This window comes from Paenibacillus sp. CMM36 (assembly GCF_053570945.1).
In genome coordinates this window covers 221490-244002 of record NZ_JBSEDY010000005.1, presented here as the reverse complement: position 1 = coordinate 244002, position 22513 = coordinate 221490, and the positions used below count along the sequence as shown (strand labels likewise).

Below are 22513 nucleotides of genomic sequence, written 5' to 3'. Positions count from 1 at the left end.
TCTTGGAATCACTGGGCGATTTGCTGCAGCAGATGCAGAACCCTTCGTTTCGCCAGCGTACTCGCAATGTAGCCGATCAGGTTCTAAATGATCCGCTCGTGCAGGAGTTTTGTGCTGCGCATCCTGATGTGGACGAAACACAATTGCGACTCAACATGAGCATGCTCTTTCAGTATGCCCGAGATCGTCGAAATTGCGACAATTGTCCGGGACTGGAACGGTGTCCTAACGATTTTCAGGGCCACTTTTGCAAGCTGGGCGTGGAATATCCGAATGGAACTGCTGAAATTGTAGACATTCGGACCCCATGTGCGAAGCAGATTGCTTCCCAACATGAGCAACGGGTGCGTGAGCGAATTAAAAGCTTCTATGTGGATGAACGCGCACTTCTGGAGGGATATAACGCCCTTGAAATTGCGCGCAAAGATTCACAACGCATGCCTGCCGTCACACAGCTATTCCGTTACATTGAAGAAACGAAAAGTCAGGGTCTATCCAAAAAAGGACTGTATCTGGAAGGTACGTTTGGTACGGGTAAAACTTTTTTGATGGGCTATTTATTGCACGAGTTGGCCCTGTCGGGTCTGAACGGTGTGATCGTGTATATGCCTGATTTTGTGGAGGACTTAAAGTCCATGATCCAGGATGGGCAGAAGTTGAAGGAAACGACCGAAATGCTCAAAAATTGTGATCTGCTTGTATTTGACGATATTGGAGCCGAAAATTTAAGCCCGTGGGTACGGGACCACGTGATGGGCTCTATTTTGAATTACCGAATGAACCGCAAACCTACTTTTTATACTTCCAATTATTCTTTGCAAGGGCTGGAGAAGCATCTCAGCTTTACGAGCAAGGATGGAGAGGAAATGTATAAAGGACAACGCTTGATGGACCGGATTCGTCCTTTTGTAGATGTCATTACCGTAAAGGGAAAAAATCAGCGGGGGTAAGCGTTTATCCGTCTGCTATTTCGATATCTTACAATTAAAAGACTATTGTGATATAATTAAAAGGTGTCGAAACAGACATTACAGGTTATAATAATCTTGACTTTTCTATAAAGGAGGAACATACAATGGCAATTGTTAACGTGTCCGATCAATCCTTCAACGCAGAAGTCGAAGGCACAGGAACCGTTTTGGTTGATTTTTGGGCGCCATGGTGCGGTCCTTGCAAAATGATCGCTCCTATTCTGGAGGATCTGTCTACAGAAGTTGGCGACAGCGTCAAAATCGCGAAGGTGAACGTGGATGAAAATCCAGAGTCTGCTTCCCGTTTCGGCGTGATGAGTATTCCTACCCTGATCGTTTTCAAAGACGGACAGCCTGTTGATAAAGTGGTAGGACTGAACTCCAAAGAAGCGCTGAAAAGCATGCTTACTAAACACCAATAATCATTGCATGTGACCCATGCTCCCGCGGGGGCTTGGTGGAGCGGCCATGAAAGGTCAATGCCTCCGGTTGTAAATACCGGGGGCGTTTTTGTGTATTATTCCTATATATTATAAGTAGTTAGTTGAGTAGTCATTAAGAATGGAAGGAGGAACCGGGCAAATGAAACCTTATGCGGAGGACTTGCAGAATCAGGAGAAGGCGCTGGAGAACATACGGCACAAATTAGCGTTACTGCCGGATGCATCAGGCTGTTACCTGATGAAGAATAGCGAAGGCACCATTATTTATGTCGGCAAGGCCAAAGTGTTGAAAAACCGGGTCCGTTCCTATTTTACAGGTAGCCATAACGGCAAGACGCAGCGACTGGTTTCCGATATTCGTGATTTTGAATATATCGTTACAGGCAGTAATATGGAGGCGCTCATTTTGGAGTGCAACCTCATTAAAAAGTACCAGCCGCGTTATAACGTGCTATTGAAGGATGATAAAACCTTTCCGTATTTGAAAATTACGAACGAGGCACACCCCAAGCTGGAGGTGACCCGTCGCGTTCTGAAAGATAAAGCAAAATATTTTGGACCGTACCCCAATTCCTACGCGGCACATCAGACGAAGAAGTTGCTGGACCGTATGTATCCGTTACGCAAGTGTGGTGTGATGCCCAAGGAAGTGTGTCTGTATTATCACATGCATCAATGTTTGGGGCCTTGTGTGAAAGAGGTCGAAAAGGAAACGTATGACCAGATTGGTCAGGAAATTGGTTCCTTTTTGAGCGGGGGACATGAGGAAATTAAAAAGGATCTTCAGCGTAAAATGCAGGAGGCCGCAGAGGAATTGTACTTTGAGCGGGCCAAGGAGTTGCGAGATCAGATTATCAGCATCGACGCGATGATGGAAAAGCAGAAAATCACCACATCGGATGCGAAAGATCGAGATGTATTCGGTTTTTCAGTAGATAAGGGCTGGATGTGTGTACAGATCCTATATGTCCGCAAAGGTAAAATGATCGAGCGCCATATGTCGACTTTTCCTTTCTACGGTGAGGCTTACAGTGATTTTATGTCCTATGTGACGCAATATTATAGTGACAACCCAGCAGTGCCGCAGGAAATATTGCTGCCGGATTCTCCTAAGCTGATGCAGGCGAAACAGGTCAATGTCGATCAACCGGTTGCGGCAGAAACTGCACTCTACAGTGCACCTACAGCCGATGTTACCGGACAGACAGATGAGAATGCGATACAAACGGAGACAGAGCATTCTGCTGACTCACTGCTGGTGGCTGAAGAACGGGCAACTTATGCAGCGGCAACGAATCAAGATCAAGCTGGTGACCAAGATGCCGAGATAAAGGAAACAGAAACTCAACTATCCGGTGGACTGGAGGACCCAAGTACGGCGGCTCTCGCTCTGGCTGAATGGTTGGATGTAAAGGTACTTGTACCGCAGCGTGGACTGAAAAAGCAAATGACAGGCATGGCGACGGAAAATGCACGTGTAGCTTTGGATGAGAAGTTTAAGCTGATCGAGCGGGATGAGGAACGAACATCCAAAGCTGCAAGCAATCTCGGACGTGCCATTGGGCTGGATAGCTTGCACCGGGTGGAGGCGTTTGATAACTCCAACATCCAGGGTTCCGATCCAGTCTCAGCCATGATCGTGTTTATTGATGGCAAACCTGCCAAGAAGGAGTATCGAAAATATAAAATCCGTTCTGTGCAGGGACCCGATGATTATGAAACAATGCGTGAGGTTATCCGGCGTCGATATGAACGTGTGCTTAAGGAAAATTTGGAACGTCCCGACTTGATCGTTGTCGATGGTGGACGTGGACAAATTAAGGCGGCGACCGATGTATTGCAAAATGAGCTGGGTTTGTTCATTCCTGTATGTGGTTTGGTGAAGGATGCCAAACATAGAACATCCCAACTATTGGTGGGAGAATCCTCTGAGGCCGTGACACTTGCACGTAATAGCGAAGAATTTTACCTGCTGCAACGGATTCAGGACGAGGTTCACCGTTTCGCCATCACGTTCCACCGCGAGCAACGCGGCAAATCTATGGTAACTTCCCGGCTGGACTCTATTCCAGGCATTGGCGAGAAACGGCGTAAGTTACTGCTTAAGCATTTTGGATCGCTCAAAAAAATAAGAGAGGCCAGTGTCGAAGACTTCCGGCCTCTCTCTATTGGGGATAAGCTTGCGCGTCAGATTATAGCTGCCCTTCGGGAGGAGGAGTCGTAGAATGCGACTCCTCTTTTTGTATAGGTTCAAACATCATTCGATTCGGCTTTTTAGGACTAAACCAATAAATGATGTAACCCACAATGGCTGGAAGTAAGATCCAGAATAGGCCCGCGCTCACGTTCACAGTATCTCCCAGACTCATCACACTAAGTCCCATTAGAATGCTGTCAAAAATAACGTGGCTGAACATGGCGGCAATAAAGCCGTAACGCAGGAACACAAAACTGAACAGCAAACCAAGAAAAGTCAGCTCAATAGGTCTGGAAATCACTGGATAGATCGGATAAAGTGTATGTCCCAGTGCCCAAATCAGCGTGGTGATCAGACAAGCAACAAAAGTATTTTTCACTATTTTTTTGACCATCGGAATACCAAACAGACGGTAGACAGTCTCTTCTCCAATACCTGCCATCCAGGCCATAATTGGCAGCAGCCATGGATAAGCCATATTGTAAGGGGATTGCGTGGCATCTGTTGTGGAGAATGTATTAAATGTGCGCTCCAGTATAAAGAATAAAATGGATTGTACCCCGAGTAAAATAAAGGCCCACAAGTAGCCGACATACATACTGCGAAGCACATACAGCCCGTAGCCCGGCTCTTTCGCACGTGGCCATGCATTCAGTCCAACCTGACGCATAAGTCCGTCACCGCCGACCAAGGAGAAGTAGAGCGCTACAGCCATGACGAAGGTAACACCAATCTGGAACACCATAAGAAATATAAGCATGCCCTTACCGCCTGCTTCTGCTTGCAATAAAGGCAGCATGTTCATGGTCCCAGCTATACTAGCAATAAAGTATATAACGGATAGAACAATGCCGCGTACAAATGAAGTATGTCGTCGGGTGAGTGATGCATACACAATGGCAAGTACACCCAGCGCAAAGCTAAACAGGGCATAACCCGCATAGGTCATCCAATTCGCCCAAAATGTTTGCTTTTCGATATAATCGGTATAGGACGACGGGGCCGAAAAGCTTTGAGTGAAGGAGCGAACATCACCGTTTTCAAAAGTAAAAGCCAGTGTAAGTACCGAGGCGCCGATTTTTTTATCGTCTATGGTATACTTTAATCCGCCTTCTTGTTCAGTGGTCGCGAGCTTTAAATCCGCCGGCTTAAAGCCAAAGCGCTTCACCCATACAGCGGCCGCCTGCTCCTTGGCTTCAAGCGTCATGCCGTCCTCAGCCACACGTACAAGCCTGTTACGTGCTTGTTCATCCGTAGAAATATCAGCCTGCGTGTAATTGGTGCTGGAGGTGATCCGTTTAAAACTAACGACCTTCCCAGTGGATAAATCTACGTGAATTTGCAGCTTGCTCTTCGCTGAGGATTCAGGCAGATCGACCCGAAAGGTTTCGTAAGGGTAATTTTTCTTCCATGTACGGTCGTACTGTTGAAGCAGTTTTTCTCTAGATAAATAACCGTACAAATCTGTTTCGGCCTGATAGGTCACCAGAGGCTCCTCTGGCTGTGATTCAGTATATCCCAGCTCGGAGCGGGCGAAGTCCAATGCGTGTATGACCGCTTCTTGTTTGCTGATGACCTTTGCATTCATTACTGATTCTGGACTCGGATTGCTAAGCGAGGGAATAAGCAATTGAAAGATAAAAAAGCAAATCAGGCCAATCCCGCCCAGCAAGCCTAATTTTTTGAAGTTGGCCGTGAGCACGACCGGTTTCCCGATAGGATTCATGAGTTTCCTCCTTAATCTGTAAATAAGAACATCCATTAAAGATATCATACTGCACAGGTTCCCGCCAACAGACCAGCGATATTCATGAAAATAGAGTGAAAGCACTTTAAAGTTCCAATAAAATAAGATAAGCTGCGATTAAACGATGCCCATTCGCAAAATAAAGCCAATTTCACGTTTTTTCGACGAAATCGGTTTTGTGATCTGGATATAGAAGGATTATAATCTTGAGGCAATGCCTATAAAATACATAGGTAATGATATACAGTTGAGCCGAATTTCTATGGGAAAACGGGGGAACCATGTTACTGGGGTGAATTTTACAGCCGATCACTGGTGGATCGGAAGTGTAAATAGGGCATACTGTGCTGCCCGAATCCGTCAGCTAACCTCGTAGGCTATGAGCAGGAACCAAGTCAGGCACTCGGTTTTCCGGTGTCTTTTTTTGTGTGTATATGTGCGTGTAAAAGTTTGCTGAGTTAGGACGCTGCGCGTTTCATTTGATCTTCCGATCACTGTTGACTCTGAATTTTATTGAATCAGGAAACCTTAATAAGGTTAAAAATTCAGAGTCAAAGGCGAGCGCTACCGCTTCTCCAGATTCAAATGGACCGCTGCGCTGCTGCGTGCCTTAAAGTCACCAAACGTTTCATAAGGTAGTGAGGTCTGAAGTAGTGAGTATTGAAAGGCAAAAGTATCCCGCTTTGCGGATACTTTTCTGTTTTATATAAGAACGGACGAAAGAAACTAAAAAGAGATTGGTGATTTTATGGGCTGGCAGTAGCGAAGGGGCAGAATTGTTCTGAAGAAGCGAAGCGTTTGCCTGAAAGCTTTCCGTAGGAAAGCTCGCATCGTAAGCATAAGCTATCTCCGGATTTTAACCATTAAAGGGGTTATACAATCAAAAAATCCGGGGATAACAGCAATCGGAAGAATAATCTGCACCCGTAGCGATCTCCAAGCTCATAATTCACCAAGTAGGAGAAGTGATGAATAGATGAATCCCAATGCAAGCTGGCTCCGGCTTTCTCCACCGCAGATATTCGTTGCGGGCTTTGCCATTATCATTCTAATAGGTAGTTTATTGTTAATGCTGCCGATCTCCAATACAACAGGAAAGCCACTTGCGTTTGTAGACGCTTTGTTTACTGCCGCTTCCGCGACCTGTGTTACAGGGCTTGTCGTAAAGGATACGGGGACCTTTTTTACAACCTTTGGTCAAGTTGTTATCGTGGCGCTCATTCAGATCGGCGGTCTGGGCTTTATGACCATGGCTACCTTAATCGCGCTGGTGTTCAAACGTCGGATTTCCTTGCGGGAGCGCCTCATTTTACAGGAAGCGATGAATCAGACCTCTGTCGAAGGAATTGTCGGATTGATCCGTAAGGTGCTGTTGTACTCGCTGGTCATTGAGGGCATATGTGCTGTAATATTTGCGATTCGCTGGTCGTTTGATATGCCTGTAGGCAGGGCGATTTATTTTGGGATTTGGCATGCCATCTCCATGTTTAACAATGCTGGTTTTGACTTATTCGGGCACTTTCGCAGCCTAACAGGTTATGTATATGATCCGATTGTTAATTTTACAGCCATGTTTTTGATTATTTCAGGCGGCATTGGTTTTGTAGTGATGTCGGACCTGGCAGAATATCGCAAGCGTAAGAGACTGTCCCTGCATACCAAGGTGGTACTCAGCATGACGGGCGCTCTGATTGTAGTCGGCACGCTCGTGATTTTTGTGTTTGAGTTTACGAATCCAAAGACTCTTGGCTCGCTTGATTGGGGGGGTAAACTGCTGGGATCTTTATTCCAGTCTGTTACTCCCCGTACCGCAGGTGCCAATACACTGGACATTGCTGGCTTGCGGCAGGCTACGCAGTTTTTTATCATCATACTCATGTTTATCGGGGCTTCTCCTGGCTCCACTGGAGGCGGGATTAAGACCACAACATTCGCGCTGCTCATTGGAGCAGTGATTTCGATGCTGCGGGGGCGGGAAGATATTGTGCTGTTCAGGTATCGACTTGCGCAGGGACGAATTTACAAGGCTTTGACCATTACACTGCTGGGGCTGCTGTTCGTGATCGGGGTGACGATGATTTTGTCAGCAACCGAAGATCATCATTTTCTGATGATCTTGTTCGAGACGGTGTCTGCGTTTGGTACGGTGGGGCTGTCGATGGGGCTTACACCTGATTTGACAGTCATAGGCAAGCTGGTGATTACCCTGACGATGTTTGCAGGTAGACTGGGGCCACTCACGCTAGCTTATGCACTGGGGCCGAAAAAGGGTAAAGAATTATATCGTCATCCGGAAGGTAAAATGATTATAGGATAAGGGAGTTTTCGAGTAGACATGAAAACGCAGCAGTTTGTAGTTATTGGCTTGGGGCGGTTTGGCTCAAGCCTAGCTTTGCAATTGGTGGATATGGGGTGCGAGGTGCTAGGCATTGACCGGAATGAGGATGTTGTGGACAGTATGAGTGAGATGTTGACACATACTGTCGTGGCGGACGCTACCGATGAAGACTCATTGCGATCACTGGGCATCCGTAATTTCGATTGCGGCATTGTTGCTATTGGTGATGACATCCAGGTAAGCATCCTGACCGCCATTTTGCTGAAGGAGCTGGGTGTGAAAAAGGTCGTAGCCAAAGCCATATCTGTGCTGCACGGGCGTGCGTTAGAAAAGCTCGGTGTGGATCGGATTATTTATCCAGAACGGGACATGGGTATCCGTGTGGCTCACCAGCTAGTCACGCCTAATTTGCTCGATTATTTGGAGTTGTCTAAGGAATACAGTATTGTGGAACTCAATGTACCTGCATGTCTGAACGGCAAAACGCTTGCAGAACTAAATGCTCGCACCCGCTTTGGCTGTAGTGTCGTGGCGCTTCATACGGCGAACGGTATCTTGATCGCACCGACGGCTATGGATCGGCTAAAAGCAGACGATATTATGGTCATCATCGGCTCAAATGACAATATCGGCCGCTTTGAGGATGAGGTTGTTAATGTCAATGAAGAGGGCTAAACTCTCTACACCATACGATAGCCTGCAAACGACGCACGTGTCTCGCTAATCCAGCGTCGTGCTGTCGGACCGAGATCGGTCGTCTCCGAGTAAATGAGGGAGGTCGTTCGGCGTGTCTCCTTCAAATCGGGCAAGTACAATGCAGTGAGTCCATTATCCCGCAGCAGTTCGCTACGCAAATAGGATTTGGGTAGCAAGGCGGAAGCCTTACAGGTTGGAAGCAGGCGTACAATCGCCTCGAAGGAGTCGATTTCCATGCGGATATCCGGCATGATGCCGCTGCGCTGGAACAAGTCATCCGTCAGACTGCGGTACCAGGTTCCTTTGGAGAAAATAATCATCGGCAATCCTTGCAGATCTTTCATCGAGGCCGTTCCTGTCTTAACGGTTAATTCATGTCCAATGGGAACAACGAGCTCCAAATGATCGTCAAATAGCGGAATGCAACGCAGTCCGACTTCATGAATGGCAGACCCGACAATACCGGCGTCTGCTTTTTTGTCACGTACAAAGGCGACGATTTCATGGGTTTTACCGGTGAGCAGCTTCAGCTCGGTTTGAGGATGCTTGCTCATAAAAGCTTCGACAAGGGTAGGCAGCGTTGTCTGGAGTGTCGTGAGACTTGCGCCGAGTGTAAGCATACTCTGGGCTTCATTTTTGTGCTGGGAGAGCTTTTGTAAGAAGCGAAGCTGCCGTTGCCGTTGCTCTAGTGCGAATGTATAAACAAATCGGCCGGTGGACGTAATTTCGAGTCGTTTGCCCCGACGATCAAAGAGATTTACACCCAGCTCTTCCTCTAGCTTGGCAATTTTGCGGGACAGGGCGGGTTGGGACAGATTCAGCAGTTTGGAGGCTTTATTCAGGCTGGACTGCTCGACAATGACGGCAAAAGCGTTCAAATCCTCAAACAAATCATCCACTTCCTCTCTATATGCAAAAAAGACATAATAATTAATACGTATATTGCAATTCCATTATAAGCCGAAAAGGAGTAACATGAAAGCGACACAAGATGTTCACACTTTTGTTTTTCCTAATAAGGGACACCTTGTTGGACATTTCCTGTCGGGAACTGTCATTTTATATGTTATATTACTATTGAAAACGCTATTATTGGGAGAAGGGAGCATGACCTAGATGAGAGGATTTTATTCCAGAAAGCTGCATTCGCTTCTTGGCGTCATTCCGTTGGCTCTATTTTTTGTTGAGCATTTGGTGACGAACTTCACAGCGGTGGAGGGTGGCAAGGAAGGATTTAATCGCAGCGTGGCCTTCCTGAATGGTTTGCCGCTGGTTATTGTACTAGAAACGTTATTCATCTACTTGCCATTACTGTTCCACGGAATTTATGGCTTGTATATCGCTTATCAGGCTGATCCGAATGTCAAAAGGTTCGGCTATTCACGTAACTGGCGCTTTCTGTTCCAGCGTATTTCCGGCGTCATTACGTTTGTATTTATTATCTGGCACGTATACGACACACGCTTTCAGGTGGCTCTGGGTAATGTAACTCATGAGGAGCTAGGCGGGGTCATGCATGGCATCGTGACGAACCCGGTTTATTTCATTTTGTATCTAATCAGTGTCGTTTCGGCATCCTTTCACTTTGCTAACGGACTGTGGGCATTTATGGTCAGTTGGGGGATTACCGTGGGACCACGTGCGCAAAAAGTATCTTCTTATATCTGTATGACCCTGTTCGTGGTGGTGTCTATCGGCTTCATCGCCTCCCTGCTTGCATTCCGCAGCGCGGAATTTCAGGAAATAGCAACTGCCTTGGTGCAATGCAATACTTTTAAACAACTACTGTAAATGAGTCATATCCATTATACATTGTGTTGAAATTCTATTTTCAAACGTAAAAGGGGATTTGGTTAAAAATCCTGAAAAAAAGGAGTGAGCAGAAATGGCAGCATCCAACATTATTGTCGTGGGCGGCGGTCTGGCAGGTCTAATGGCTACGATCAAGGCGGCAGAGGCGGGAGTTCACGTTCATTTATTTTCTTTGGTTCCGGTCAAAAGGTCCCACTCCGTTTGTGCTCAAGGTGGCATCAATGGTGCGGTAAATACCAAGGGTGAGGGAGACTCCCCCTGGATTCACTTTGATGATTCGGTCTATGGCGGGGATTTTCTGGCCAACCAGCCTCCGGTAAAAGCGATGTGCGAAGCGGCTCCGGGGATCATTCATCTCATGGACCGCATGGGCGTCATGTTTAACCGGACACCGGAAGGACTGCTGGACTTCCGCCGCTTCGGCGGTACCCAGCATCATCGGACCGCCTTTGCTGGTGCGACGACAGGACAGCAGCTTCTGTACGCTCTCGATGAGCAGGTACGGCGCTGGGAATCTGCGGGTTTGGTGACCAAGTATGAAAACTGGGAGTTTTTACAGGCTGTACTGGATGATGAAGGCATCTGTCGAGGGATTTGCGGGCAGGATTTGCGTACGATGGAAGTGAAGACTTTTGCGGCGGATGCAGTTATTTTGGCATCTGGTGGGCCCGGGATTATTTTCGGTAAAACCACGAATTCCGTCATTAATACGGGCACAGCTGCCGGTGCGGTGTATCAGCAAGGCGTACGCTATGCGAACGGTGAGTTTATCCAGATTCATCCGACGGCTATACCAGGTGATGACAAGCTGCGTCTCATGTCCGAGTCGGCACGGGGAGAGGGCGGTCGTATTTGGACGTATAAGGACGGTAAGCCATGGTATTTTCTCGAAGAAAAGTATCCAGCTTACGGAAATCTGGTCCCTCGCGATATTGCGACACGTGAAATATTCAGTGTATGCGTTGATGATGGACTGGGTATTAATGGCGAGAACATGGTCTACCTCGATCTGTCCCACAAGGACCCGAAAGAGCTGGATGTAAAACTGGGCGGCATTATTGAAATTTATGAGAAATTCGTCGGTGATGATCCGCGCAAAATTCCGATGAAAATATTCCCGGCTGTTCATTATTCAATGGGCGGCATGTGGGTCGATTACAATCAGATGACCAATATACCAGGCCTGTTCGCGGCTGGTGAGTGTGAATTCCAATACCACGGAGCGAACCGTTTGGGTGCGAACTCGTTGCTGTCAGCCATTTACGGCGGGATGGTGGCTGGACCTAAGGCTGTGGAGTATATCAAAGGCTTGAAAAAATCTGCACAGGATATAGCTACCTCCGTATTTGATGCGGCAGTTCATCAGCAGACGGAGAAGTATGAGCGTATTTTGCATATGGACGGAAAAGAAAATGCCTATGTTCTTCATAAAGAACTGGGCGAGTGGATGACGAACAACATGACTGTGGTTCGTTATAATGACAAGCTGGAAGCTACGATCCACAAGATCAAGGAGCTGAAGGAGCGTTACTCTAACATTAACATCAATGACGCTTCGCGCTGGAACAATGCGGGTGCGGCGTTTACACGGCAACTGTGGAATATGATGGAGCTGGCTGAAGCGATGACCAAAGGTGCGCTGCTGCGCAACGAAAGCCGTGGGGCCCATTACAAACCAGACTTTCCAGATCGCAACGATGAGGATTTCCTGAAAACGACGATTGCGGACTGGACACCGGAAGGACCACAAATCTCGTATGAAGCGGTGGATGTTTCGCTGATCAAGCCACGCATTCGGGATTATTCCAAGAACAAATAACGGAAGGGAGTGTATTAGATGTCGGAGCAAGCAGTGAAGTCGAATAAAACAGTGAAGTTCGTTGTGACCCGGCAAGCTGATCCTAAAGCCAGTCCCTATACGGAAGAATTCGAATTGGCTTATCGTCCGGGAATGAATGTGATTAGCGCGCTGATGGAAATTCAGCGTAATCCGGTGGACAGCCACGGTAAAGAGACGGCTCCGGTGTGCTGGGAGTCGAATTGCCTGGAGGAAGTATGCGGAGCATGCTCCATGGTGATTAACGGCAAGCCGCGTCAGGCCTGTGCAGCGCTCGTCGATAAGCTGGAGCAGCCGATTACGATCGCGCCGATGAACACATTCCCGGTAGTTCGGGATTTGGTCATCGACCGCAGCCGGATGTTTAATGCGCTCAAGAAGGTCAAAGCGTGGATTCCGATTGACGGTACCTACGATCTGGGCCCTGGTCCTAGAATGGCTGAGAAAAAGCGTCAGTGGGCGTATGAGCTGTCCAAGTGCATGACCTGTGGTGTCTGTCTGGAAGCTTGTCCGAACGTCAACGAGAAGACGACGTTCATCGGACCTGCGGCGATATCTCAGGTTCGCCTGTTTAACAGCCATCCGACAGGGGAAATGAATCAGGAAGAGCGGCTAGAGGCGTTGATGACAGACGACGGGCTGGAAGGGTGCGGGAACTCGCAAAACTGCGTACGCTCTTGTCCGAAAGGTATTCCGTTGACCACTTCTATTGCCGAAATGAACAAGGAAACGACCAAGCATATGTTCAAGCGCTGGCTGACTGTATAGCACTAGACAGCGAATAGGTTATGCCCAAACAGGCTTTTTCTCAAACTGGAGAAAGCCTGTTTTTTGCGCTCAGGAATGATGGAGGGTAACATGGAGGAAGGAGCGCGGGATAGCAGTTATGGTATAATTATGGTATTGTGTATCGTTTTTGGAGAAAAGGAGGCTGGACAGGTGACTGTGCAACCGATAACGAATCGACCTGTCACTAGGTCGGATGTATTGAAGGGATTAGAGGATCTGGGGGTTCGGAGCGGCATGACATTGCTTGCTCACTCGTCGATGCGCAGCTTTGGACGCTTTGTTCCAGGCGGGGCCTCGGTCATTCTTGCCGCACTAACCGAAGCAGTTGGCCCGGAAGGGACGCTGGCGATGCCGACACAGTCACATGACTTGACTGATCCCTCGACTTGGATGAACCCGCCTCTGGATGAGTCATGGTGGGAACTGGTACGCGAGGAAATGCCCGCTTATGATCCGGCCTGGACGCTGACCGGAGGGATGGGCGTCATTGTAGAAACGTTCCGTGGCCTGCCGGGAACCAAGCGCAGCGGGCATCCGCATGTTTCTCTGGCGGCACGTGGACCCACAGCTTCGGAATTACTGGCAGCTCATGAGCTCGACTTTGGACTGGGTGAGCATTCGCCCTTGGCGAAGCTGTACGAGGCAGATGCTTATGTAGTGCTGTTGGGCTGCGGACATGACAGCAACACGTCCCTACATTTGGCGGAATATCGAACAGCCTACAATGGACGTGAAGTGATCACCCATCAAGCTCCTATGATGGTGGATGGAGCAAAAGCGTGGGTATCTTTTCAGGATTTTAATATTACCTCAGATGACTTTGAGAAGCTGGGACTTGATTTTGAACGGGACTGTCCCTCAGCTTTTACGCGGGTGAACATTGGGGAGGCTTCATGTTTTTTCGCGAGGCAACGTGATTTGGTAGACTATGCGGAGCAGTGGTTGTCCACCCATCGCTAAAGCTTCTGGACGGTAAGAATTCGAATAAGTGAGATCAAGGAATAGATCGCAAGGGGGAACGCATATGGAGAAGACGCCGCACACCCGCCGCGAGAGTCAGGATGGCCCGCATCAGGGGGCCGCTATCCCTCCCGGTTCTTCGCGGCGTTCCGTTTCAAATGAACCAGCCAATCCTTCGCGCCGCCATTTTTTGAAAAAAGCGGCTTTAGCCACAGCCGGAACCGCGCTTCTAGCTGGAGGATATGCTTCCTTATGGGAGCCTAATCATTTGGAAATTACACGCTTCAACTTGTCTATCCCTCGTCTTCCGTCTGCTTTTGACGGAATCAGGGTCGTACATTTTAGTGATGTGCACTTGGGTTTTCACATGGATGAGCAGGATTTACGCGAGCTTGCGGACCGGATAGCAGGTCTGAAGCCAGATTTGCTCTGTTTTACAGGCGATATTGTGGATGACTATGCAGTATCCATGAAGGCTGCTGTTCCAGTTATGGCTTCTATGCACGCCACACTTGGCAAATTTGCTATTCTGGGCAATCATGATTATAGAGGCTTACCCGCCGGAGTACAGGAATTGTATCCGAAAACCGGGTTTACGTTGCTGAGAAACGAGCATGCGATTGTAGAGCGCGCGGGGCAGCGTGTAGCCATGGTCGGTTTAGAGGATAACATTATGGGCAAGCCCAATCCGCAGCGTGCCATCCACGGACTACCTGATGAGATGTGCAAGCTCCTGCTGATGCATGAGCCGGACTATGCAGATGTGGCGGCGCAAATGTCCTTTGATCTTCAATTGTCGGGGCATACGCATGGAGGACAGGTTCGCTTGCCGGTCATTGGAGCGCCAATGCCGCCTCCGGGTGGACGCAAGTACATCCAGGGATTATTTCATGTGGGAACGGAGAGAATGCCGCTATATGTTAGCCGAGGCATTGGCATGACACATCTGCCGATTCGCGTGCTGTGCAGGCCGGAGCTTAGTGTCATTACACTAAAATCCGGCCAATAGGCCATGATTTTTTTTCATCTTCGTCATATAGTTTGGAACTACATAAAGATGGCTTGAATGTAGTGTAGAGATGTAGTCGTTTCGGACAAAGGAGTGAGGTTCAGATGGATCGTATTGCTGTCATTTCAGATATTCATGGCAATTGGCCTGCCTGTGAGGCGGTGCTGGAGGATATTGCTTCCCGAGGCATTAGCCGTGTGTTTTGTTTGGGGGATCTGATCGGCAAAGGGCCTAGCCCGAGCGAGGTTCTGGATGCTGTCCGTCAACGTTGTGAAGTGGTCGTGCGGGGGAATTGGGATGAGCTGGTCAGTATTACGGATGATCTCAATTTTAGCTGGCAAGCCGAGCGCTTGGGGGCAGAACGAGTGCAGTATTTGGCACAGTTACCGTTTCATTATGATTTCAGAATGAGCGGACGCCGTATCCGTCTGGTGCATGCCTCGCCGCAAAGTGTGTATCACCGTGTGCAGCCATGGGATGAGCCGGAAAAACGGCTTGCCATGTTCGATCCGTTAGCAGAAGAAAATGGAAAAGTTGCTTTTGCTCCGGATGTTGTGGGATATGGTGATGTGCACAATGCTTTTATCCAGCATTTTCAGGGGAAAACACTTTTTAACGTCGGCAGTGTCGGGAATCCGTTGGATGTTACGCAGGCTTCCTACTGCATTTTAGAGGGGGAGATGGGAGAGGAGCAGCCTACGTCCTTCTCCATTCATTTTGTACGTGTACCTTATGATATAGAACTGGCGGTAAAACAAGCGGAGGAAGCTGATGTGCCTTCTTTGCCGTATTATATTCGAGAGCTGCGTACAGGAATTTACCGCGGGATTCAGGACCTGGATTAAGTATGGAAACATTCATTTCTAAAAGCCAATCCATCCGCAGGAGGGAACATTGTGCTGACCAGAGAAATGCTTCGTCTTGGGCTACCAGAGCTTTACACCCGCCGAGTCCGATTGCGCCAGCTAAAAACGGAGGATTATCCCGCGCTGGAACGGATCCTATCCGATCCATTGGTGATCCAATATGTGAATCGAATTCGCAAGCCAGTCCATGCACGAATGCGGCGTCTGATTGCGCAAATTAAAATATCTGCTGATTCTCTGGATTCTCTGCATTTTGCGGTGGAATGGCATCCGAGAAATACAGAAGAAAGCAATCTACTTAGTGAATCCAATGAGCTTACCTCTTCACCCTTGCTCGGTATCGTCTCTTTTCAGCAATGGAATGAAAGAACGGGGGAGGCACAATTGGGCTATATTCTGGATCGTCCTTTTTGGGGACAGGGGCTGGGTACAGAAGTGGTAGGAGAAATGCTGAATTTTGGTTTCGGATCTTTGAAGCTCCAGCGGATCGAAAGTCGTTGCCAAGCGGATAATCAGGCTTCCATGCGCGTGCTTATTAAAAATAAGATGCGTCTGCTGCGTACCATTGGTGCCTATGATCCCTCAGGAGAGGTGCCGAGTGTATTGGTATTTTCGCTGACCCAAGGGGATTATGCGTAGAAATAACATTGGAATATTTTGTTACAAAGATGAAATATAACTGCAAAACAACTCTAACACAGGACGGGTACAATACAGACATGACCCCCTTTTGAATAATATATGTTGCTGGGACCCGATCATTCGGGTCCTCTTTTTTTGTTATCCTATAGTAGTGCCTTCTCTATTTCTGCGGAAGCGAGTAGCCTTCTTGCCTTGGCTGTGCTCAGTTATATTTCAATTTATTACAAAAATGAAATATAACTGCAAAGTTACTTTAACATAGAGTGGGTACAACATAAACATGACCCCCTTTGAATCATATATATATTGCTGGGACCCGAAGCTTCGGGTCCCCTTTTTTTTATGGTTTTTAGGAACGGGTCAGGCTGGTTATCAGCTCTGGAAGCCATTCATTTAGGGAGAGAAATGAGTACCCCTCTGACTGGGCTTTGGACGTATCCATGTACCACGATTGTGTAATACCAAATGGAGACATGTGCTCGTCTGCTGTTTTTTCTTTCATCACAGCTTGTTTTCCAGTTACCTGCTCAATGATCGAAATGATCTCCCCAATCCTCACTGTACCGTTGGAGCAAGCATTTACAGGACCTGTAAAAGGAGTGTGACCAAGCCAAAACAGAAAATCTGCGGCTTCATCGGAACGAATAAATGAGATTTGTGCTGCGGAATTAGGGACTCCGAATTCTATTCCTTCACGAACATGTTCGATATGAAAATGAAGTCTTTTCGTATAATCGTCTGTCCCCAATACAATCGGAAAACGAACAGCAACTACAGGAAATGTAGCTTGCTGCATAAAAACTGCTTCTGCCTGCCGTTTAGCCTCCTGATATGTAAAATCGTCCTTCCCGCCCTTGCGAACCGGGTAAGCCTGAGGGTCAAAGATGCTTTCTGTCAGCACTTCCGGGCTCGAATCATAGACGGATAGGCTGGAGGTCACAATATACCTTTTGGCTGTAGCATCAAAAATGCGGCAGGCTTCGCTGGCTTCATCTGGGGAAAAGCAAATATTATCATAAACAACGTCCCACACTTGCTCACCTACGGCCTCAGCGAGCGCTTGCGGGTCGGTACGGTCTGCACAGATCCGCTGAACGCGGTCACCAAACGAATCGCTTGCTTGGCCTCGTGTGAGGATGGTAACGGAGTTCTCGGAACTCTCCAGCAGACGTTCCACCAGTCTCTTGCCAAAAAAGCGCGTTCCACCCAGTACAAGTATCTTTTTCATACTTACATCATTCCTTCTGAAATGGTTTTCATTTATATTAAGATAGACGGACTAATGAATGTAAAAGATACAGGACGCAATGAAAAAAAGGAGGATCATATGCCATACGTAGAGATTCAGGATTTAGAAATGTATTACGAAAAAATGGGTACAGCTGCGAGGCAATGTGGCTTTATATTGTGCGGTGAAGCACCCTCAAATGTTTGCGACCGTTACGACCATAGGCTGTAGTGGAGTCGCATGTCCTGAGGGGGCAGATGAATTTGATTATGCGTCAGAGCGCACAGGATTGGCGCCAATATCCGCAATTGACACGTAGTGAGTTAAGTAGCATTACGTGCCCTGCATTATTTATCGCGGGTGAACATGACGATTTCGCCACAGAAGAGCAACTCCTGGAATTATGCTCAGGGGCCCAAGACTCACGTTATCTAATTGTTCCGGGTTGTAGTCATCGACCGCACATGCTTAGAGAGAAGCCGATCTTAATCAATGATTCTATTCTTTCATTTTTGAACAAACATGCGATTCGTTGAACCAATCAATCGCATAGCGGTGGAGCACCGCCTAATCTTACTCTCCTAGAAGCTTCAAGAAATTGACCGGCACCGTAATTTGCTGATTATTAATCATAATCTTCCGAAGCTCCTCCATGGAGTCCTCTTCACCTCTAGCGTCTTTAATCTCCTTAATTTCACGATGCAGTCGCTCCATTTGAAGATCTAGCGCATTAGCGGAGTCTGCTGCGTTCTTTAATTCACGTGTCAGACTTTCGGGAACAGCCTGGTTGTATTTATAAAAGATTTTATGCTCCAGGCTGGCCCAGAAATCCATCGCAATGGTTCGAATTTGCACTTCTACGCAGACTAGCTCCACACAATCCGACATGAATACAGGAACTTGAACCAGCAAATGCAGGCTCTGGTAACCGTTCGGCTTGGGGTTCTTGATGTAATCCTTAATTTCCAGTACCTTCAAGTCACTTTGTCTCTGAAGCATGTTACTGACATCATAAATATCAGAAATAAAAGAGCAAGTAATACGCAAGCCGGCGATATCCTTGATATGATCTTTGATAGCATCCAGCGATAACTCGCTATTTTTACGAATCATTTTATTCATGATGCTCTCAGGAGATTTAAGGCGTGATTTGGTATGCTCAATAGGGCTGTAATCGTGTAATGCCTGAAATTCCTGCTTTAATATTTCAATCTTGGTTTCCATTTCGTCGAGCGCAAATTTATAAATGAGCATAAATCGCGTGATGTCATGCTTTAGCTTTTTAAATTTGTCCATAGGATCTTCCAAGTGCATATGTAATTCTCCTCACACATAGATGTCATAATCTTGCTAAGCATTCGCCTTTGCAATGGAATTATTACCTTATAAATTACAATCCCCAACAATTCCATTGCAGCAGCGTTCGTAAGATCAAATGATTTGCGGAGAGGCAATTCCCACCTTGAATTTTAAAGCGCCACAGAAATTTTACGTTTTTCTTTAAAATAGACCCATTCCCGGAAGCCGATATCCTTCAGCATTGCCTTTACTTCTTCCCAGTCATCGCCTACCCGCGAAGGTTTATGGGCATCCGAACCAAAAGTAACCTCCACACCAAAATGGTGCGCTCTTTCTAAAATAGAAGCAGACGGGTACCATCCGCCACTCAGTTTGGTTTTACCCGAAGTGTTAATTTCAATCGCCACATTGGATTCCGCAATTACCTGCAAGGTTTCATCAATGGCTTCATCAGCAGGAATGTCTGAAAAGGCTGGAAAGTTCCCCTTCATTGCGTCAATATGGCCTAAAATCTGAAACATGCCGCTTCGCGCAGATTCCTGAATGAGCGCATAGTAGGCTTGTTTGACCTCGATTTTACGAGCGTCGCTTAATTTGTTCCAACGGTTACGGTTAAAAATGCTGTCCCCTTCGACATTGTGAATCGACCCAATGAGATAATCAAATGGATAAGGAGCCAGAGTGGAACGATATAATTCAGCAAAATCAGGAAAATAATCCGTTTCCAATCCGAGGAGCACGTCAATACGGCCTTCGTATTCTTTTTTAAGCTGTTGTACCTCTTCTACGTATTCAGCAAGCTGTGATTTGGCCATATAAATTTTAGGAAAAGCCTGATCCTGTTCGCTGCCCAGGAAAGGGGAATGGTCCGAAATACCAATCGCTTGTAAGCCCGACTGAATGCCTGCTTCAATGTAATCTCGAATGTTTCCGTCTGCATGACCGCAGCGGAAATGATGGGTGTGCAGATCAAATTTCATAGCCTGTCTTCCTTTCGTAATCAGGGTTTATATTGCGTATGTTGTTCATAGCGAATTACGTTATTCAGAACTGGTGAAATTCGTCTCCGGCATCCCCTTCAGATCACTTAAAAATTGCTGCATGGCTGAGTTTAGATATCGGCCGGATTTATAAATCACTCCTACCGGATGACTAACTTCCAGCTCAGGAATATGGATCATTTTTAATGTGCCTGCACGCAGTTCAGAAGTGACCGATAGTCTGGAAATAATGGCCGCACCGAGATTAATTTCGACCATCCGTTTGACTTCCTCACTGCTGGACAACTCAATCACGACATGAGGCACGATTTGGTGCTTTTTAAATACATCGTCTACGAATTTTCGTCCCACCGTATCAGGAGAGAGCAGAATCAGCGGAATTTCCCGAAGGGCTTCAATGGTAGCATGTGGTTGTGAAGCCAGCGGATGAGTAGGAGACACGACTAGCTCAAAGGAATCGTAATACAGAACCGAAGTGCTTAAATTAGGATTACGTTCGATCAGATAGCCGATGCCAACATCAATAAGTCCGTTCTCCACCTGCTGATAAATCATGGAGGAAGCCATGGATTGAATGGAGGTTTTGATGAGAGGGAACTGATCCTGAAAGTAGGAAAGCACGCGCGGTAAAATTTGAATAGCGATGGATGTTGTGGTACCCAGCGCAATGTGACCCTGTGGTGTTTCGTTTAGATCGTACAATTTTTGTCTTAATTCCTCAACAACCTCTAATATGCGCTCGGCATGTTCCAAAAAAACAGCTCCCCGGTCGGTCAGGGTGACAGGCTGGTTGCGGTCAATCAGGATGGTTTTGAACTCATCCTCTAGACTTTTAATTTGGGCGGACACCGCCGGCTGCGTCAAATTGAGAAGTTCTCCGGCTTTGCGGAAGCTCATCGTTTTGGAAATCATGATAAGTGTTTCGAGTTGACTGATGTTCATGAAGTTCCTCCTCTCTTTTCTTAATCTTATCGCAGCTGTATAGAATGAATATTTTTAGCCAATCCATAGGTTCATATGTAAAACCGTCGTTATGCTTTATTTCATTAAATTATAGGTTATTCGAGCAGGAAGGGCAATGAATCGAAGCAGAGCACCTTAAAGTGTGGTATATTGGGAAATAAAGACTAAAGTCCTGATATCCTTCAAAAATAATCAATCTAAAACCGGTAAGAAGTAAAGATATAGGACATTATTCACATTTTTTGTGGTTTAGCTATAAAAAATTACCGGGTAGCTGTCGATAAGTGATATAGAGAGCATTTTAATGAGGATCGATTCGTTTTACAGTAATATTTAATTAAAAAATTCTAATTTAAATGGGACTTTTGTTGTGTGTCTAAAAGCCCATCGTAAAGGGGCGCTTTGATCGTGAAGGCAGAAGTGATAAATCCTTTTTTGGAGTCGGCGCGACGGGTCATTGAACAATTGATCCAAGTATCTCCTTCATCCGGAAATCTTGGTGTGAAAAATGTCGAGCTGGTGGACGACCACATCTGGATTATGATCGGGATGACCGGACAGCTTAGCGGAAATATTGTGTTCGGCCTGAATGAACAGGTGGCGCTACGTATGGTATCAGCGATGATGGGCGGATTTGTGTTGACTGAAATTGATGAGATGGGAAAAAGCGCAATTTCAGAATTGGGCAATATGATTAGTGGTAATGCCAGTACGATTTTGTCCAGTCAGGGAATTGTCGTGGATATTACGCCTCCGCAGGTCATGAAATCAGAAAACTTGACCACTTTTGTGCCTCAGCGTGCCCTTTATATTCCGCTCACGGTGGAAGGAATCGGTGAGCTGGATATTCAGGTGATGATCTCTTAATATTAAAGGAGCAAGTTTCTTTAATGTGGAGGGATGAGCGTGAGTATACTACAGGACAAGATAGTTGTGATTACAGGTGCATCTAGTGGGATTGGCGCCCTTTGCGCTCAGTTGTTAAGCGAAAAGGGCGCGATTCCTATTTTAACAGCACGCTCGCAGGAGCGACTGAAGCAAGTATCTGCGGGAATCAGCGGCAGACATGAGCTTATCCAACTGGACGTCACCCGCCAGGAGCAGGTAGAGGCTGTTGCAGCACGAGTATTGGGACAGTACGGACGGGTCGATATATTACTTAACAATGCAGGCTACGGAAAGTTTGAGTATTTTAATGAAACCGACCTGACGGAGTTTGAACAAATGATGGACGTGAACTACATGGGTGTTGTTCGCTGCATCAAGGCGTTTCTGCCACAAATGACAGAGCGGGGCCTTGGACAGATTGTCAATGTAGCATCAATGGCCGGGAAAATCGGGACAGCCAAATCGTCTTCTTACACGGCGACGAAGCATGCTTTGCTCGGTTTCAGCAATGCGCTCCGGCAAGAGCTGCGCGGGAGTGGAGTGACTGTAACGACGATTAATCCGGGGCCGATCGACACACCGTTTTTTGAGTTGGCAGATCCTTCAGGAGGATATGTTCGAAATGTAAGCTGGTTTATGCTACAACCAGATAAGGTAGCACGGCATATCGTAAGAGCGATGGAGCTTCGCAAGGAGGAGGTTAATCTGCCACGGTGGGTATCTCCTTTTCTCAAGCTGTATCAGTTAGCTCCCAGACTGACCGACAGGCTGGGTCATGGGGTGATGAATAAGAAATAAAAGATGTCCCGTAAGCCATTAGCTATGGT

The 22513-nt window shown here is 47.1% G+C and carries 21 protein-coding genes and 1 riboswitch; of the genes, 15 read left to right on the top strand and 6 right to left on the bottom strand.

The window, feature by feature from the left end; genetic code table 11:
* The first annotated feature begins 2 nt into the window (after positions 1-2).
* From dnaI to uvrC, 3 genes are all read left to right on the top strand, one after another.
* The gene (gene dnaI / locus ACWA2B_RS13155; RefSeq protein ID WP_029518246.1) at positions 3-950 is read left to right on the top strand and encodes a primosomal protein DnaI; all 948 of its coding nucleotides are present in this window, start codon (positions 3-5) and stop codon (positions 948-950) included.
* 125 nt (positions 951-1075) lie between these two features.
* Positions 1076-1393, top strand: coding sequence for a thioredoxin (gene trxA / locus ACWA2B_RS13150; protein WP_010347861.1), 318 nt, complete (start codon positions 1076-1078; stop codon positions 1391-1393).
* Between the two features lie 160 nt (positions 1394-1553).
* Positions 1554-3638 carry an excinuclease ABC subunit UvrC gene (uvrC, locus tag ACWA2B_RS13145; protein ID WP_340933081.1) on the top strand — a complete coding sequence of 695 codons (2085 nt, stop codon included), beginning with the start codon at positions 1554-1556 and terminating at the stop codon, positions 3636-3638.
* On the opposite strand, the gene ACWA2B_RS13140 is transcribed toward uvrC, so the two are convergent.
* Entirely contained in the window at positions 3607-5337 is a 1731-nt protein-coding gene (locus tag ACWA2B_RS13140) for a CPBP family intramembrane glutamic endopeptidase (RefSeq protein WP_449292278.1), read from the bottom strand. The two genes, uvrC and ACWA2B_RS13140, sit on opposite strands and share 32 nt — an antisense overlap.
* Before the next feature lie 261 nt (positions 5338-5598).
* Positions 5599-5752, top strand: a riboswitch (cyclic di-AMP (ydaO/yuaA leader).
* A 582-nt stretch (positions 5753-6334) separates the two neighbouring features.
* Between ACWA2B_RS13140 and ACWA2B_RS13135 the strand changes: the two genes are divergently transcribed.
* Positions 6335-7675 carry a TrkH family potassium uptake protein gene (locus tag ACWA2B_RS13135; protein WP_318628008.1) on the top strand — a complete coding sequence of 447 codons (1341 nt, stop codon included), beginning with the start codon at positions 6335-6337 and terminating at the stop codon, positions 7673-7675.
* 18 nt (positions 7676-7693) lie between these two features.
* Positions 7694-8371, top strand: coding sequence for a potassium channel family protein (locus ACWA2B_RS13130; RefSeq protein ID WP_023990146.1), 678 nt, complete (start codon positions 7694-7696; stop codon positions 8369-8371).
* Between the two features lie 5 nt (positions 8372-8376).
* Here ACWA2B_RS13130 and ACWA2B_RS13125 read toward each other — a convergent pair whose 3' ends face one another.
* A complete protein-coding gene (locus tag ACWA2B_RS13125) occupies positions 8377-9282 on the bottom strand; it encodes a LysR family transcriptional regulator (protein WP_029518250.1) in 906 nt (301 codons plus the stop codon).
* Between the two features lie 226 nt (positions 9283-9508).
* Between ACWA2B_RS13125 and ACWA2B_RS13120 the strand changes: the two genes are divergently transcribed.
* The 7 genes from ACWA2B_RS13120 to ACWA2B_RS13090 all read left to right on the top strand — a co-directional run bounded on the left by ACWA2B_RS13120 (position 9509) and on the right by ACWA2B_RS13090 (position 16304).
* Positions 9509-10183 (top strand): succinate dehydrogenase cytochrome b558 subunit, encoded by a 675-nt coding sequence (locus ACWA2B_RS13120; RefSeq protein ID WP_449292277.1) that lies wholly within the window; start codon positions 9509-9511, stop codon positions 10181-10183.
* Between the two features lie 94 nt (positions 10184-10277).
* Entirely contained in the window at positions 10278-12023 is a 1746-nt protein-coding gene (gene sdhA, locus ACWA2B_RS13115) for a succinate dehydrogenase flavoprotein subunit (RefSeq protein ID WP_061830109.1), read from the top strand.
* Between the two features lie 18 nt (positions 12024-12041).
* The gene (gene sdhB, locus ACWA2B_RS13110) at positions 12042-12809 is read left to right on the top strand and encodes a succinate dehydrogenase iron-sulfur subunit (RefSeq protein ID WP_039272681.1); all 768 of its coding nucleotides are present in this window, start codon (positions 12042-12044) and stop codon (positions 12807-12809) included.
* A gap of 171 nt (positions 12810-12980) precedes the next feature.
* Entirely contained in the window at positions 12981-13790 is an 810-nt protein-coding gene (locus tag ACWA2B_RS13105) for an aminoglycoside N(3)-acetyltransferase (RefSeq protein WP_449292295.1), read from the top strand.
* 64 nt (positions 13791-13854) lie between these two features.
* The gene (locus ACWA2B_RS13100; RefSeq protein WP_069012628.1) at positions 13855-14799 is read left to right on the top strand and encodes a metallophosphoesterase; all 945 of its coding nucleotides are present in this window, start codon (positions 13855-13857) and stop codon (positions 14797-14799) included.
* Positions 14800-14903: 104 nt separating this feature from the next.
* Positions 14904-15644 carry a metallophosphoesterase family protein gene (locus tag ACWA2B_RS13095; RefSeq protein WP_029518256.1) on the top strand — a complete coding sequence of 247 codons (741 nt, stop codon included), beginning with the start codon at positions 14904-14906 and terminating at the stop codon, positions 15642-15644.
* A 51-nt stretch (positions 15645-15695) separates the two neighbouring features.
* The gene (locus ACWA2B_RS13090; RefSeq protein ID WP_449292276.1) at positions 15696-16304 is read left to right on the top strand and encodes a GNAT family N-acetyltransferase; all 609 of its coding nucleotides are present in this window, start codon (positions 15696-15698) and stop codon (positions 16302-16304) included.
* Positions 16305-16656: 352 nt separating this feature from the next.
* Here the strand turns inward: ACWA2B_RS13090 and ACWA2B_RS13085 are convergent, their stop codons facing one another.
* Entirely contained in the window at positions 16657-17535 is an 879-nt protein-coding gene (locus ACWA2B_RS13085) for an NAD-dependent epimerase/dehydratase family protein (RefSeq protein WP_449292275.1), read from the bottom strand.
* Between the two features lie 263 nt (positions 17536-17798).
* On the opposite strand from ACWA2B_RS13085, the gene ACWA2B_RS13080 reads away from it, so the two are divergent.
* The gene (locus ACWA2B_RS13080) at positions 17799-18071 is read left to right on the top strand and encodes an alpha/beta fold hydrolase (protein WP_238437842.1); all 273 of its coding nucleotides are present in this window, start codon (positions 17799-17801) and stop codon (positions 18069-18071) included.
* A 37-nt stretch (positions 18072-18108) separates the two neighbouring features.
* On the opposite strand, the gene ACWA2B_RS13075 is transcribed toward ACWA2B_RS13080, so the two are convergent.
* From ACWA2B_RS13075 to ACWA2B_RS13065, 3 genes are all read right to left on the bottom strand, one after another.
* Positions 18109-18849 (bottom strand): GTP pyrophosphokinase, encoded by a 741-nt coding sequence (locus ACWA2B_RS13075; RefSeq protein WP_449292274.1) that lies wholly within the window; start codon positions 18847-18849, stop codon positions 18109-18111.
* A 155-nt stretch (positions 18850-19004) separates the two neighbouring features.
* Positions 19005-19814 carry a histidinol-phosphatase gene (locus tag ACWA2B_RS13070; protein WP_029518259.1) on the bottom strand — a complete coding sequence of 270 codons (810 nt, stop codon included), beginning with the start codon at positions 19812-19814 and terminating at the stop codon, positions 19005-19007.
* 60 nt (positions 19815-19874) lie between these two features.
* Positions 19875-20777, bottom strand: a complete 903-nt coding sequence (locus ACWA2B_RS13065) for a LysR family transcriptional regulator (protein ID WP_023990132.1) — start codon at positions 20775-20777, stop codon at positions 19875-19877.
* A gap of 429 nt (positions 20778-21206) precedes the next feature.
* Here ACWA2B_RS13065 and ACWA2B_RS13060 point away from each other — a divergent pair, with 429 nt between their 5' ends.
* A complete protein-coding gene (locus ACWA2B_RS13060) occupies positions 21207-21665 on the top strand; it encodes a chemotaxis protein CheX (RefSeq protein WP_029518260.1) in 459 nt (152 codons plus the stop codon).
* Positions 21666-21704: 39 nt separating this feature from the next.
* Positions 21705-22484, top strand: coding sequence for an SDR family NAD(P)-dependent oxidoreductase (locus ACWA2B_RS13055; RefSeq protein ID WP_029518261.1), 780 nt, complete (start codon positions 21705-21707; stop codon positions 22482-22484).
* Positions 22485-22513 lie beyond the last annotated feature (29 nt).

Excerpts from the sequence above, each read along its gene's own strand:
- trxA (WP_010347861.1), top strand. The coding sequence starts at position 1,076 with ATGGCAATTGTTAACGTGTCCGATCAATCCTTCAACGCAGAAGTCGAA.
- ACWA2B_RS13100 (WP_069012628.1), top strand. The coding sequence starts at position 13,855 with ATGGAGAAGACGCCGCACACCCGCCGCGAGAGTCAGGATGGCCCGCAT.
- ACWA2B_RS13140 (WP_449292278.1), bottom strand. The coding sequence starts at position 5,337 with ATGAATCCTATCGGGAAACCGGTCGTGCTCACGGCCAACTTCAAAAAA.
- ACWA2B_RS13095 (WP_029518256.1), top strand. The coding sequence starts at position 14,904 with ATGGATCGTATTGCTGTCATTTCAGATATTCATGGCAATTGGCCTGCC.
- ACWA2B_RS13075 (WP_449292274.1), bottom strand. The coding sequence starts at position 18,849 with ATGCACTTGGAAGATCCTATGGACAAATTTAAAAAGCTAAAGCATGAC.
- uvrC (WP_340933081.1), top strand. The coding sequence starts at position 1,554 with ATGAAACCTTATGCGGAGGACTTGCAGAATCAGGAGAAGGCGCTGGAG.
- ACWA2B_RS13065 (WP_023990132.1), bottom strand. The coding sequence starts at position 20,777 with ATGAACATCAGTCAACTCGAAACACTTATCATGATTTCCAAAACGATG.
- sdhB (WP_039272681.1), top strand. The coding sequence starts at position 12,042 with ATGTCGGAGCAAGCAGTGAAGTCGAATAAAACAGTGAAGTTCGTTGTG.
- ACWA2B_RS13085 (WP_449292275.1), bottom strand. The coding sequence starts at position 17,535 with ATGAAAAAGATACTTGTACTGGGTGGAACGCGCTTTTTTGGCAAGAGA.
- sdhA (WP_061830109.1), top strand. The coding sequence starts at position 10,278 with ATGGCAGCATCCAACATTATTGTCGTGGGCGGCGGTCTGGCAGGTCTA.
- ACWA2B_RS13070 (WP_029518259.1), bottom strand. The coding sequence starts at position 19,814 with ATGAAATTTGATCTGCACACCCATCATTTCCGCTGCGGTCATGCAGAC.
- ACWA2B_RS13135 (WP_318628008.1), top strand. The coding sequence starts at position 6,335 with ATGAATCCCAATGCAAGCTGGCTCCGGCTTTCTCCACCGCAGATATTC.
- ACWA2B_RS13130 (WP_023990146.1), top strand. The coding sequence starts at position 7,694 with ATGAAAACGCAGCAGTTTGTAGTTATTGGCTTGGGGCGGTTTGGCTCA.
- ACWA2B_RS13120 (WP_449292277.1), top strand. The coding sequence starts at position 9,509 with ATGAGAGGATTTTATTCCAGAAAGCTGCATTCGCTTCTTGGCGTCATT.